The organism is Actinoplanes sp. NBC_00393 (assembly GCF_036053395.1).
GTDB lineage: Bacteria > Actinomycetota > Actinomycetes > Mycobacteriales > Micromonosporaceae > Actinoplanes.
In genome coordinates, this window is the sequence record NZ_CP107942.1 from 2672903 (window position 1) to 2686282 (window position 13380).

Below are 13380 nucleotides of genomic sequence, written 5' to 3' on the forward strand. Positions count from 1 at the left end.
GGCCCACCCTGTTCGCCCGAGTCAACCGCTGGTGCAGGCGGAACCGTTCAGCGCGTACCCGCTCGGCGGTCCGCTGTTGCCGGTGTGGGTGGCCTGGAACCCGAAGCTGACCGACGCGCCGGGCGCCAGGCCGGCGTTGTAGCCGACGTTGGTCGCCGTGACCCGGCCGGAGGTGGGCACGTAGGTGGCGTTCCAGCCGCTGGTGATCGTCTGTCCGGACGGCAGGCCGAAGGCGACAGTCCAGCCGTTGATCGCGGAGCTGCCGGTGTTGGTGACCGTGAGGTTGGCGGTCAGCCCGTTGTTCCAGGCGTTGACGGTGCTGGTGACACGACACGCCGTGCCGCCCGGTTCGCTGGGGCTCGGTGCCGGGCTCGACGGCGTGCTCGTGCTTCCGAACTGGGTGAAGAACTGCCACACCTCGCCGGACACCCATGACGAGGAGGCGTTGCGATCCGTCGGCAGCGGCACGTGGTCGCCGTCGAACGCCGCCCACTGCACCGGATATCCGGCGCGGCAGCCCGCGTAGGCGGTGGTGATGTGGGTTCCGCTGCCCTGGGCCGGCTCCGGGGGACTCTGCGCGGTGCAGCCGTTGGCCCGCACGAAACTGTCCCGGATCGACCGGCCCATCGAGATGTTCAGGACGCTGTCCCGGATCCCGTGGATGCCGAAGTAGGCGACCGGCCCGGAGGCCGAGGAACAGCCGCTCAGGTTGGCGCCGGCAATCGGCGCGACCGCCCGGAAAACGGCCGGCCGGGCACACGCCAGGGCGTAGCTCATGGCGCCGCCGTAGCTGAAGCCCAGCGCGAACCGCTGGGACGTGTCGACACACAGGTCGTTCTCGATCACGCGCAGGATGTCGTCGACCAGGGTCACGTCCCGGCCACCGGTGTTGGCCCAGCCGGCGTCCAGCCCCTCCGGTGCCACGAAGATCGCGCTGTTGCCGGACCGCTGCTGCAGGCCGTAGAACCCGTTGCTGATCACGTCGTTCGCGCTGCCGTTGAGCCAGTGCAGACCGACGACGAGCCGGTAGGCCTGAGTGCTGGTGTAGTTGCCGGGCAGCCGCAGGAGGTACGTCCGGGCCCGGCCACCGCTCTGGATCGTGTAGGTGCCGTCCCGCAACGTGGGGTTCTTCCCGCATCCCGCGGTCGCGGCCAGGGCGGTCTCCTGGCCGGCCGACGCGGTGCCGCCGGTCAGCACCGCAGTTGCGGCGGCCAGCACCAACGCCGCGGCGGCGAGAGCCATGCCGAGACCTCTTGCTCTTCGCTCTGCCATCGAATGCCTCCCGCAGGGTGGGCGCAGGTATCCACTGCTGTCAATTATCGGGAACGCTCCGAACGTTACGGAGCAGTTTCGTAAATTTCAAACGGCGGATGCGACGACCTCGTGCGGCCCGCCGGCATAACAGATTTCGCGAAGCAAGAATCTGTTATCCGATGCGGCGCAGCGGAGTCGCGTTTGCTGCGTATTTCGGCGGACAGCAAAAGGCCTCTTGAATGTCCGGAAACAAACTGGCAATCTTCCGACCACCACCTGTTAGCGCTCCCAAGTCCGGTCGATTCCCCACCCATAGCGCCGGGCGCAGTGGTGTGAGCGATAACAGCCAACTCGTGCAGCCCAGCCCCCAGGGAGGCAACGCCATGCCCCGCACCACACGGTTCCTCCTGGCCGTCGCGTTGACCGTCGCCGGTGTCGTCGCCCCTGCCGGCGCGGCCACCGCGGAATCGAACGGCGGCACCCGCGTCATGCCCCTGGGCGACTCCATCACCGAAGGCACCCAGATACCCGGTGGCTACCGGATCGGCCTGTGGCAGCGAATGGCGAGCGCCGGATACCGGGTGGACTTCGTCGGGTCCCAGTTCAACGGCCCGGCCGCGCTCGGCGATCACGACCACCAGGGCCACCCCGGCTGGCGGATCGACCAGATCGACGCCAACATCAGCGGCTGGCTGCGCACCAGCAACCCGCGCACCGTGCTGCTGCACCTGGGCACCAACGACATCCTGCAGAACCACCAGGTGGCCGGCGCGCCGGGCCGGCTCTCCGCGCTGATCGACCGCATCACCGCGGCCGTGCCCGCGGCGGATGTCTTCGTGGCCACGATCATCCCGTTGGCCAACCCCGGCCAGGCGGCTGCCGCCCGCACCTTCAACGCGGCTCTTACCGGCATCGTGCAGAGCAAGGGGCCGCGGGTCCACCTGGTCGACATGCACGCCGCACTCACCACCGCCGACCTGATCGACGGCGTCCACCCGACCGCCGCCGGCTACGACAAGATGGCCGCCACCTGGTACGCGGCTCTGCGCAGCGTGCCGGGATCCATCGGTGACCCGGTCAGCGGCGCCGGTGCAGCGCTGGTCGCCAGCGGCTCCGGGCGCTGCCTGGACGTGCCGAACAGCAACACCACCAACGGCACCCAGCCGATCATCTGGGACTGCAGCGGCGCCGCGAACCAGCGCTGGACCTACGACGGCCAGAGCATCCGGTCACTGGGCAAGTGCCTCGACTCACCCACCGGCGCCACGACGGGCGCCCGGGCCCAGCTGTGGGACTGCAGCGGCGCCGCCAACCAGCGATGGGCGTTCACCTCCGGCGCCACCATCCGCAACGCCCAGTCCGGGCTGTGCCTGGACGCCAACGGCAGCGCCAACGGCACCGCAGCCGTCCTGCGGACCTGCACCAACACCCCCAACCAGCTCTGGACGAGGCGATGAGGATGAAACGACTGAAGACCATGCTGGCCGCGAGCCTGCTGCTACTCGCCGGCACCGCGACCGTCCTGCCCGGATCTTCCGCGCAGGCCCTGGACAACGGCGTGGCCCGCACCCCGCCGATGGGCTGGAACTCCTGGAACACCTTCGGCTGCAACATCAACGAGACGCTCATCCGGCAGATGGCCGACGCGATGGTCAGCAGCGGCATGCGCGACCTGGGCTACCAGTACGTGGTGGTGGACGACTGCTGGATGAACCCCAACCGTGACGCGGCCGGCAACCTGCAGGGCGATCCGACCCGCTTCCCCAGCGGCATGAAGGCGCTCGGCGACTACCTGCACGCCCGCGGCCTCAAGTTCGGCATCTACCAGGCGCCGCTGGACCGCACGTGCGCGCAGTACTTCGGCAGCTATCCGGGCGCCACCGGCGCCCAGGGACATGAGGCACAGGACGCCCGGCAGTTCGCGGCCTGGGGCGTCGACTTCCTCAAGTACGACTGGTGCTCACCGAGCGGCACGATCAACGACCAGGTCGCCACGTTCGCCAGGATGCGCGACGCGCTCGCCGCGACCGGCCGGCCGATCGTCTACAGCATCAACCCGAACAGCATCCACTCCAAGACCGGCCCGCAGCGCAACTGGGGCGACGTCGCCAACATGTGGCGCACCACCGAGGACATCACCAACGCCTGGGACACCGGTCAGACCAACGGCTACCCGATGGGCGTGAAGAACATCGTCGACGTCACCGTGCCGCTCGCCGGTTACGCCCGGCCCGGCGGCTTCAACGACCCGGACATGATGGAGGTCGGCCGCAGCGGCATGACCGACACCGAGCAGCGCAGCCACTTCGCGCTCTGGGCGATCATGGCTTCGCCGCTGATCGCCGGCAACGACCTGCGCTCGATGAGCACGGCCACCCAGGCCATTCTGAAGAACCCCCGGCTGATCGCCATCAACCAGGACACCCTCGGCCTGCAGGCGACACAGATTTCGTACGACGGAACGCGCCGGATCCTCGCCAAACGGCTGGCCAACGGTGACGTGGCGGTCGCCCTGTTCAACGCCGGCGGCTCCACCACGACGATGTCGACCACCGCCGCGGCGATCGGCAAGTCGGGAAGTTCCTTCACCCTGCAGGACGCCTGGACCGGCGCGACGACCACCACGACCGGCACGATCAGCGCGAGCGTGCCGGCCCACGGCACCGTCGTCTACCGGGTCAGCGGTGGAACGAGCACCCCGCCGACCGGCACCACGATCGTCAGCGCCTCCTCGGGACGCTGCCTCGACGTGCCGAACGGCAACACCGCCAACGGCACCCAGCCGGTCATCTGGGACTGCAACGGCGGCACCAACCAGCGGTGGACCACGTCCGGCGGGAGCGTCCAGGCGCTCGGCAAGTGCCTGGACGCCCCGATCGGCGCGGCCCCCGGCGCCAAGGTCCAGCTCTGGGACTGCAACGGCGGCACCAACCAGCAGTGGACGTTCAACGGCGACGGCACGATCCGCGGCGTGCAGTCGGGGCTCTGCCTGGACGTCGACCGCAACCTGACCGCGAACGGCACGCTCGTACTGTTGTGGACCTGCAGCGCGGCCGTGAACCAGAGATGGAGCCGCGCGTGATGCTGAAGAGAATCCTGTGGGTCTTCGCGCTGCTGTGCGCGGCCGTCGCGGTCCCGTCCGCCGCCGCGCAGGCGGACAACCCGATCGTGCAGACCGTCTACACCGCTGACCCGGCGCCGCTGGTGCACAACGGCCGCGTCTATCTGTACACCGGTCACGACGAGGACAACTCGACCTACTTCACCATGCGCGAGTGGCGGCTGTACTCGTCCGCCGACATGGTCAACTGGACCGATCACGGCTCGCCGATGAGCCTGGCCACCTTCAGCTGGGCCAGCGCCGACGCCTGGGCCGGGCACGTGATCCAGCGCAATAACAAGTTCTACTGGTACGTCCCGGTCAAGAACCGCGCGACCGGGCGGATGGCCATCGGTGTGGGCGTGGCCAACAGCCCGACCGGGCCGTTCACCGACGCCCTCGGGCGCCCGCTGGTCGAGAACGGGGAGATCGATCCGCACGCGTTCATCGACGACAACGGCCAGGCGTACCTGTACTGGGGCAACCCCAACCTCTGGTACGTGCGACTGAACGCCGACATGACCAGCTACTCCGGCGGCGTGAACCAGATCCCGTTGACCACCGCCGGTTTCGGCACTCGCACCGGCAACACGGCCCGCCCCACGCTGTACGAAGAGGGGCCCTGGGTCTACAAGCGCAACGGTCTCTACTACAACGTCTTCGCCGCCAAGTGCTGTTCGGAGTTCATCGGCTACTCCACGGCACCCGGCCCGACCGGGCCCTGGACCTACCGCGGCACCGTGATGCCCACCCAGGGCAGCAGCTTCACGAACCATGCCGGAGTCATCGACTTCAACGGCAATTCGTACTTCTTCTACCACAACGGCGCGCTGCCCGGCGGCGGCGGATACACCCGCTCGGTCGCGGTGGAGAGGTTCAGTTACAACGCCGACGGCACCATTCCGACGATCACGATGACCACGGCCGGGGCGCCGCAGGTCGGGACGCTCAACCCGTACGTGCGGCAGGAGGCCGAGACGATCGCCTGGAGCTCCGGCGTCGAGACCGAACCGGCGAGCGAGGGCGGCCTGAACGTCGGCTTCCTCGACAACGGCGACTACATCAAGGTCAAGGGCGTCGCCTTCGGCTCCGGCGCGACCTCGTTCTCCGCGCGGGTCGCCTCGGCGACCGCCGGTGGCCGCATCGAACTGCGGCTGGGCAGCCCCACCGGCACGCTGGCCGGAACCTGTACGGTGCCGGGCACCGGCGGCTGGCAGGCCTGGACGACGGTCACCTGCCCGGTCAGTGGCGCCACCGGCACCCAGGACCTGTACCTGCGGTTCACCGGCGGCACCGGATCGCTGTTCAACATGAACTGGTGGCAGTTCGCCGGTGCGGCCGGCACGAATCTGCTCGCCAACGGCACCGCGGAGAACGGCACTACGGGCTGGCGGGTGTTCGGCAGCGGCACCCTGTCCTCGGACACCGCGGTGGTGCACGGCGGCGCGCGCTCGCTGGCGATCGACGGTCGCACCGCCGCGTGGAACGGCGCCGGCCAGGAGGTCGGCTCGCAACTGGTGAACGGCCGCACCTACACCACCAACGTCTGGGTGCGCACCCGCGGCGGCAGCGCCACCACGGCCAAGGCCACCCTGGCGCTCACGGCAAACGGCACGACCAGCTACATCTCGCTGACGCCGGCTACCGCCGTCACCTCCACCGGCTGGACCGTGCTGTCCGGCACGGCGACCGTGTCGTGGACCGGCGCGCTGTCCGGCGCCACCTGGTACGTCGAGACGACGTCCGGCACCGACGGCTACCACCTCGACGATGCGGTGTTCCAGTGAACCCTTCATGCTCTTCGGGAGAGAACCATGACCAGATCTAGAACGGTCCGGGCCGGGCTGACGTCCGCCGGTGTCGCGCTGCTGGCGTCGACGGCCGCCGTCGTGGCGATGCCCGCCGATGCCGCGGCCGCCGGTTGCTCGGTGAAGTACACGGTGTCGTCACAGTGGCAGGGCGGATTCGGCGCCAACGTGGCGATCACGAACCTGGGTGACGCGCTGTCCGGGTGGACGCTGACATGGTCGTACGGCGCTGGGCAGACCGTGACGCAGGCGTGGAACGCGACCGTCACGCAGAGCGGCGCGGCGGTGACCGCGCGGAACGTCAGCTACAACGGCTCGGTCGCGACCAACGGCACGGTGTCGTTCGGATTCAACGGGTCCTGGACCGGCAGCAACCCGGTACCCACCGGCTTCGCCCTCAACGGTGTCGCCTGCACCGGAACGACCAGCCCGCCCTCACCGTCGGCGTCCGCGTCTCCGTCCACCTCGCCCTCGACGCCGGGCGGCTCGTGCACGCTCCCGTCGAGCTACCGCTGGACCTCCACCGGCGTGCTGGCCAACCCCCGGTCGCCGTGGGTGTCGCTGAAGGACTTCACCAATGTCGTGCACAACGGCAAGCACCTGGTCTACGCGTCGAACGTCTCCGGATCCAGCTACGGCTCGATGAACTTCACGCCGTTCACCAACTGGTCCGACATGGCCTCGGCCAGCCAGAACGGGATGAACCAGGGCGCCGTGGCCCCCACGCTGTTCTACTTCGCCCCGAAGAACATCTGGGTGCTGGCCTACCAGTGGGGTGCGTGGCCCTTCATCTACCGGACCTCCAGCGACCCGACCAACCCCAACGGGTGGTCCGCGCCGCAGCCGCTGTTCACCGGCAGCATCTCGGACTCCGGCACCGGTCCGATCGACCAGACCCTGATCGCCGACGGGCAGAACATGTACCTGTTCTTCGCCGGTGACAACGGCAAGATCTACCGGGCGAGCATGCCGATCGGGAACTTCCCGGGCAGCTTCGGCTCGTCGTACACGACGATCATGAGCGATACCAGGAACAACCTGTTCGAGGCGGTGCAGGTCTACAAGGTGCAGGGCCAGAACCAGTACCTGATGATCGTCGAGGCGATCGGCGCGCAGGGGCACCGCTACTTCCGCTCGTTCACCGCCACCAGCCTGAACGGTTCATGGACGCCGCAGGCGGCCAGCGAGAGCAACCCCTTCGCCGGCCGGGTCAACAGCGGCGCCACCTGGACCAACGACATCAGCCACGGTGATCTGGTGCGGAGCAACCCGGACCAGACGATGACCGTGGACCCCTGCAACCTGCAGTTGCTCTACCAGGGCAAGAACCCGAGCGCCGGCGGTGACTACAACCAGCTGCCGTGGCGGCCGGGTCTGCTCACTCTGCAGCGGTAGCGGCGAACGGATCCAGACCAACATCGGTGGGGAGCCGGCCCGGCGTGCTCGAGGAACGCGAGCGCGTCGGGCCGGCGTGCGTTTGCAGAAAAATAACTCGACCCAAAAGTGTTATGCGGCGAAGTGTTAAATAGTCGGGCCTGAAAGTTTCGGAAAGCCTATTCGCAGCAGCTATAGACGCCCACGCCGGATAGCGGAGTCGGTCGCATCGGAACCGTAAAGTTGCTGGCAGAGTCCTTGATCAAGCGGCTTGGAAATCGTTCTGGCTCTCTGATAGTTACGAAGATTCTCCGGAAGCTATTGTTTCGACTTCGTTGCCGTGTCAGCATGGCTGTGCATTGAAGCCCGTCGCTTGAGCGCGGCTCGTGCACTCACCGCAATCCTTCACCCGCATGCCGGGTGCTGCCGCCGTGTGTGTGATGCCCGGCGGCCCGAGAAGGGAAGTTCTCGTGGAGTTAAGATCCCGATCGTTGTGGGTCCGAACGTTGATCGCCGGCACCGTCGCCGCCGTCGGGGCGTTCGGCGCCCTGACGGTGATGCCCGACGCCAACGCCGCAGCGAGCACGCTGGGCGCCGCGGCCGCGCAGTCGGGCCGCTACTTCGGCACCGCGATCGCCGCCGGCCGGCTGAGCAACTCCGCCTACACCACGATCGCCGCGCGCGAGTTCAACATGGTGACCGCCGAGAACGAGATGAAGCCGGACGCCACCCAGCCCAACCGGGGGCAGTTCACCTTCAGCGCCGGCGACCAGATCTACAACTGGGCCACCCAGCGCGGCATGAAGGTCCGCGGCCACACTCTGGCCTGGCACGCCCAGCAGCCGGGCTGGATGCAGAGCCTGCGCGGCAGCACCCTGCGCCAGGCCATGATCGAGCACATCAACGGGGTGATGGCGCACTACCGCGACAAGCTGGACTCGTGGGACGTCGTCAACGAGGCCTTCAACGAGGACGGCAGCCGCCGCCAGTCCAACCTGCAGGGCACCGGCAACGACTGGATCGAGGTGGCGTTCCGCACCGCGCGCGCCGCCGATCCCTCGACCAAGCTCTGCTACAACGACTACAACATCGAGAACTGGACGTACGGCAAGACGCAGGGCGTCTACAACATGATCCGGGACTTCAAGGCCCGCGGTGTGCCGATCGACTGCGTGGGCCTGCAGACCCACTTCACCGGTGGCAGTTCCCTGCCGGGCAACTTCCAGACCACCCTGTCGAGCTTCGCGGCCCTGGGCGTGGATGTGATCCTGACCGAGGTCGACGTCACCAACGCCTCGACCTCGCAGTACGCCGGGCTGACCCAGGCCTGCCTGAACGTGCCGCGCTGCGTCGGCATCATCGTGTGGGGCGTGCGTGACAGCGACTCCTGGCGTGCGAGCGAGAACCCGCTGCTGTTCGACGGCAACGGCAACAAGAAGGCCGCGTACACCTCGGTTCTCAACGCCTTGAACAGCGCCACCCCGAACCCGTCGTCGCCGGGGCCCTCGCCGTCGACCTCGACCCCGCCGGCCGGCTCGGGCCGGATCGTCGGCGCCCAGTCCGGCCGGTGCCTCGACGTGCCGAACTCGTCGCAGACCAACGGCACCCGGGTGCAGCTCTATGACTGCCACGGCCAGGCCAACCAGACCTGGACGCTCACGGCGAGCCGGCAACTGACCGTGTACGGCACGCGGTGCCTGGACGCCGCCGGAACGGGCAACGGCTCGGCGGTGCAGATCTACGCCTGTAACGGCCAGGCGAACCAGCAGTGGAACGTCAACGCGAACGGCACCATCACCGGTGTGCAGTCCGGACGCTGCCTGGACGTGTGGGGCACCGGTAACGGCCAGCAGGTCCAGCTCTACGACTGCAACGGCCAGGCCAACCAGCGCTTCACCCGGAGCTGATCTGCGTCGCGGTGATGCGGTGCGGCGGCCTCGACGGCCCCGCACCGCCTCACCGTGTCAGCCGGCGTCATGCGCCGTGTGGTCGATCCAGTGCTGAGCCAGGGCAGCGTCGCCGTCGACCTGGACGCCGGTCAGCGGGCGGCGCCGGGTCAGGATCAGCAGCAGCGATCCGGCGGGGCCGGTCACCGTCACGTCGGCCTGCTGGGTCGCGGGCCGCCACGCCGCCCCGTCCGGCCGGCGTTCGACGAGCCACGCGCCCGTGTCATCCGCGGTGTCGGTGGCCAGCCACTGCAGGGTCTGCCCGGTGCCCCGGATCGCATGCGCGGACTCGGACCGCTGCATCTCCCACGTGGGGGAGGAGAGCATCGCGAAGTGGTTGCTGATGAGCGCGGCCGCGATGCCGGGCTCGATGTCAACCGGGCGGCCCGCGACGATGGCGGCGTCGGCGCCGTGCACGACCGACTCGTTGAGCATGCTGGACAACCAGAAGCGCGTCCCGGACCGCTCGTCGCCCGCGGCGTTGAACACCGGCGCGTCGAAGGCGTCGTCGGAGCACGCGCTCACGACCCGCTGGGCGGACGCCGCGAGCCAGGCCTGCCACTCGCTGGGGCCGGCCGGGGGAACGGCCATCTCGGTGGGCAGCTGTGCGGGGTCGGTGATGCGCCGCTCGATGATCTCCGCGACCCAGTGCTGGGTCTGGCCCACGTGCTCGACCAGGTCGGTGACGGTCCACCGCGGGGCCGTCGGCACGACGGCGTCCGGTCGGGCCGCGGCGGCTGATTCCGCCAGGCGCCGGGTGTGTTCGACGATCGCTTGCCGTGCGTGTTCCGCGTTCAGCTCGGTCACTGGTTCGGCCTTTCCGTGGAGTCGGTGTGCTGTTACTGACTCGGCGTGCCGGTCGAACTCATCGGAGATCTCAGAGCGAGCCGCTCACGGTGACGAACGAGTGGGCCGGCAGGTGCACCCGCAACGTACCGGCGGACAGTGAAACCCCGTCGTGCGGGCGCGGTGCCACCGCCGCCGGCGACTGCGGGGTGTTGTGGTCCTGCAGCGCCCCGGACGTCAGGATCACGGCCTCGACCGCTGACACCGTGCCGCCCCGCAGATCGATCTCCACCTCGGCGGGGGAGGAGGCGTCGAGGTTCGACAGGGAGATCAGCAGCCGGCCGTCCCGACGGCTGGCCGACATCGAGACGGTCGTCAGCGTGGCGTCACCCACCGGGCGTGCCGGCGGCGCGGTGCGCAGGTCGACCCGCAGCGACGTGGCGTCCTGGTGGCCCCGGTTCATCTGGAAGACGTGGTAGGTCGGGGTGAGGACCATGGCCTTCGAGTCCGGGTCGGTGAGGATCATCGCCTGCAGCACGTTCACCGTCTGCGCGATGTTGGCCATCACCAGGCGGTCGGCGTGCCGGTGGAAGACGTCGAAGTGCACGCTCGCCACCAGCGCGTCGCGCAGCGTGTTCTGCTGGTACAGAAAGCCGGGGTTCGTGCCGGGCTCCACGTCGAACCAGGTTCCCCACTCGTCCAGGACCAGGCCGATACTCTTGTTCGGGTCGTAGCAGTCCATCACGGCCGCGTGCCCGGCGAGCAGCTCCTCGATGCGGGCCGCGGCCACCATCGTCGTGTAGTACTCGTCGGTGTCGAAGACCGTCGCCGATCCCTTGTTCTCCCAAGTGGGCCCGGTGACCGTGTAGTAGTGCACGGACAGGGCGTGGTACGGCGGGTTGGGGATGTGCTGACAGCCGAGGTGCCCGATCTGTTTCATCAGCGTCTCGGTCCAGGCGTAATCGGCGCTGTTCGCCCCGGCGGCGATCTTGTAGAGCTTGTTGTCGCCGTAATCGCGGCAGTACGTGCCGTACCGGCGGGCCTCGTGCGCGTACTGCCCGGCGGACATGTTGCCGCCGCAGCCCCAGGCCTCGTTGCCCAGCCCCCAGAACCGCACCCGCCACGGCTCGTCGCGGCCGTTGGCCTTGCGCAGCCGGGCCATCGGCGAGTCACCGTCGCGGGTCAGGTACTCGACCCACTCGCTCATCTCCCGCACGGTGCCGGAGCCGACGTTGCCGCTGATGTACGGCTCGGCGCCGAGCAGCTCGCACAGGGCCATGAACTCGTGGGTGCCGAAGTGGTTGTTCTCCTCGACCCCGCCCCAGTGGGTGTTCACCATGACCGGCCGCTGGTCCCTCGGTCCGATGCCGTCCTGCCAGTGGTACTCGTCGGCGAAGCAGCCGCCCGGCCAGCGCAGGTTCGGGATGTGCAGGGCCCGCAGCGCCTCGACGACGTCGAGGCGGATACCGCCCTCGTTCGCGATGCCGGAGTCCTCGCCGACGTAGAAGCCGCCGTAGATGCAGCGGCCCAGGTGCTCGGCGAAGTGCCCGTAGAGGTGCCGGTTGATCCGCGGCCCGTCGAGGTCCACGTTGATGACCGCTTCGATGCTCATTCGGCGCCTTCCGCCAGTGTCGTGACTGCCGCACCGGACCCGGCGATGGTGAAGGACGCCGTGCGGCCGGCGTGGTGCAGCCGGTAGTCGCCGAGGAAGCCGCGGACCGCGACGCGCCCGGTGTCATCCGTGCGCAGTGGCGTGGGCGGCAGCCACCACTCCTGCTTCACCAGGCGCCGCAGCGCGTCGTACCCCGGTTTGGGGGTGCCGTCGGCGCGCACCAGACCGGCCGGGGCGCCGAGCCATGCGCCCTCGTCGAGCAGCCCCCAGTAGGTGATCGCCTGGACCGAGGGGTGCGACAGCAGCGTGCGGTAGTGCCGGACGATCTCGTCGGCCTGCCGTTGCTCGCCCTCGGGCGTGGACGGCCAGGACGGCGGCTGGTAGTCGTTGAGGTCCTCGATCTCCGGTGGCATCAGGTCGCCGGAGAGCAGGGTGGTCTCGGTCATGTGGATCGGCAGCCCGAACCGGGCGAACCGCTCCAGGGTCTCCAGAGTCTTCTCCTCGCCCCAGTAACCCTGGTGCATGTGGCTCTGCAGACCGAGCGCGCTGACCGGGATGCCGGCCTCGAGGACACCCTCGATCAGACATTCGTACGCGGTGGACATGTCGAAGTCGTTGAGCACCAGGGTCGCGGCGGGATTGGTCGCGCTTGCCTCCTCGAACGCGAGGCGGACGGTCGCGATCCGGCCGCGTTCCCAGGCCAGCCGGGTGATCGCGTTGCGGTGCGGCTCGTTGCCGAACACCGGCATGATCACCGCTTCGTTGATCGCATCCCAGGTGTGCACGACGTCCGCGAAGTCGGCGACCTCGCGCCTGATGCGCGCCCGGACCGTCGCCTCCACCTCGTCGGTCGGCGTGTCCCGCAGCCAGTCGGGGGCCAGGGTGTGCCACAGCAGCGGGTGCCCCTTCACCCGGCAGCCCCGGCCGGCGAACCACTCCGCGGCCCGGCGCAGCCGTTTCGTGTCGGGCCGGCCGCGCCGGGGTTCGAAGGCGCTCCAGTAGAACGGCAGCGTGGCCGTGTTGAAGACGTCGACCCACAGGCCGGCCATCCGCGCGGTCCGCTCCGATCCGGCCTCCTCGTTGGCCACCGGCACGAAATCGAAACCGATGTTGCCGAACGAGAAGGCGTGAGCGTCCTGCTCCACCGTGATGTCGCGGTCCCGTAGCGGCCGGCCGTCGATGTCGAGCACGGTCACCATAACCTGGCCGTAGCGGTGATCAAGCTGAACTGCCGTCAATGCGTGCCTCCCGTCGCCGTCGTAGCGTAGGGACGCGGCCGGTCCGAGGTCCAGCGGAACTTCCAAAATTTCGCGGCACTTTCAATTCCTACCTGGACGGCGATGTGAACGCTATCAGCAGCTCAGAGCGCTGACGGCGGCACGCTGCGTGCGAGTGCTGTTACCTACGTGTTACAGCTCCGCCAGACGAACGCCTTGACAGCCTCACCAGCCCGTCCATAACTTGAGCGCCATCTTCCGGAAATACTCCGAAACTTTCGAT

Annotated in this window: 9 protein-coding genes; 5 read left to right on the forward strand and 4 right to left on the reverse strand. The window is 68.7% G+C overall.

Annotation, left to right across the window (positions count from 1 at the left end; translation table 11 throughout):
* Window positions 1–21: 21 nt before the first annotated feature.
* Entirely contained in the window at window positions 22–1242 is a 1221-nt protein-coding gene (locus OHA21_RS12345; protein WP_328473382.1) for a cellulose binding domain-containing protein, read from the reverse strand.
* 395 nt (window positions 1243–1637) lie between these two features.
* On the opposite strand from OHA21_RS12345, the gene OHA21_RS12350 reads away from it, so the two are divergent.
* The 5 genes from OHA21_RS12350 to OHA21_RS12370 all read left to right on the forward strand — a co-directional run bounded on the left by OHA21_RS12350 (window position 1638) and on the right by OHA21_RS12370 (window position 9443).
* Entirely contained in the window at window positions 1638–2711 is a 1074-nt protein-coding gene (locus OHA21_RS12350) for a ricin-type beta-trefoil lectin domain protein (RefSeq protein WP_328473384.1), read from the forward strand.
* The gene (locus OHA21_RS12355; protein WP_442875092.1) at window positions 2708–4336 is read left to right on the forward strand and encodes a glycoside hydrolase family 27 protein; all 1629 of its coding nucleotides are present in this window, start codon (window positions 2708–2710) and stop codon (window positions 4334–4336) included. Before OHA21_RS12350 ends, OHA21_RS12355 begins: the two co-directional genes overlap by 4 nt.
* Window positions 4336–6141 (forward strand): family 43 glycosylhydrolase, encoded by a 1806-nt coding sequence (locus tag OHA21_RS12360; protein ID WP_328478387.1) that lies wholly within the window; start codon window positions 4336–4338, stop codon window positions 6139–6141. Before OHA21_RS12355 ends, OHA21_RS12360 begins: the two co-directional genes overlap by 1 nt.
* A gap of 27 nt (window positions 6142–6168) precedes the next feature.
* Window positions 6169–7557 (forward strand): non-reducing end alpha-L-arabinofuranosidase family hydrolase, encoded by a 1389-nt coding sequence (locus OHA21_RS12365; protein ID WP_328473388.1) that lies wholly within the window; start codon window positions 6169–6171, stop codon window positions 7555–7557.
* Window positions 7558–7976: 419 nt separating this feature from the next.
* The gene (locus OHA21_RS12370) at window positions 7977–9443 is read left to right on the forward strand and encodes an endo-1,4-beta-xylanase (RefSeq protein WP_328478388.1); all 1467 of its coding nucleotides are present in this window, start codon (window positions 7977–7979) and stop codon (window positions 9441–9443) included.
* 57 nt (window positions 9444–9500) lie between these two features.
* Here the strand turns inward: OHA21_RS12370 and OHA21_RS12375 are convergent, their stop codons facing one another.
* From OHA21_RS12375 to OHA21_RS12385, 3 genes are all read right to left on the reverse strand, one after another.
* Window positions 9501–10289, reverse strand: a complete 789-nt coding sequence (locus tag OHA21_RS12375) for a maleylpyruvate isomerase family mycothiol-dependent enzyme (RefSeq protein ID WP_328473390.1) — start codon at window positions 10287–10289, stop codon at window positions 9501–9503.
* 70 nt (window positions 10290–10359) lie between these two features.
* The gene (locus OHA21_RS12380; RefSeq protein WP_328473392.1) at window positions 10360–11880 is read right to left on the reverse strand and encodes an alpha-N-arabinofuranosidase; all 1521 of its coding nucleotides are present in this window, start codon (window positions 11878–11880) and stop codon (window positions 10360–10362) included.
* On the reverse strand, window positions 11877–13079 hold the full coding sequence (locus OHA21_RS12385) for an endo-1,4-beta-xylanase (protein ID WP_328473394.1): 1203 nt from the start codon (window positions 13077–13079) through the stop codon (window positions 11877–11879). The genes OHA21_RS12380 and OHA21_RS12385 overlap by 4 nt, the downstream gene beginning before the upstream one ends.
* Between the last annotated feature and the right edge of the window lie 301 nt (window positions 13080–13380).

Coding starts and splice junctions, on each gene's coding strand:
- OHA21_RS12345 (WP_328473382.1), bottom strand. CDS start 1,242: ATGGCTCTCGCCGCCGCGGCGTTGGTGCTGGCCGCCGCAACTGCGGTG.
- OHA21_RS12350 (WP_328473384.1), top strand. CDS start 1,638: ATGCCCCGCACCACACGGTTCCTCCTGGCCGTCGCGTTGACCGTCGCC.
- OHA21_RS12355 (WP_442875092.1), top strand. CDS start 2,708: ATGAGGATGAAACGACTGAAGACCATGCTGGCCGCGAGCCTGCTGCTA.
- OHA21_RS12360 (WP_328478387.1), top strand. CDS start 4,336: ATGCTGAAGAGAATCCTGTGGGTCTTCGCGCTGCTGTGCGCGGCCGTC.
- OHA21_RS12365 (WP_328473388.1), top strand. CDS start 6,169: ATGACCAGATCTAGAACGGTCCGGGCCGGGCTGACGTCCGCCGGTGTC.
- OHA21_RS12370 (WP_328478388.1), top strand. CDS start 7,977: ATGCCCGGCGGCCCGAGAAGGGAAGTTCTCGTGGAGTTAAGATCCCGA.
- OHA21_RS12380 (WP_328473392.1), bottom strand. CDS start 11,880: ATGAGCATCGAAGCGGTCATCAACGTGGACCTCGACGGGCCGCGGATC.
- OHA21_RS12385 (WP_328473394.1), bottom strand. CDS start 13,079: ATGGTGACCGTGCTCGACATCGACGGCCGGCCGCTACGGGACCGCGAC.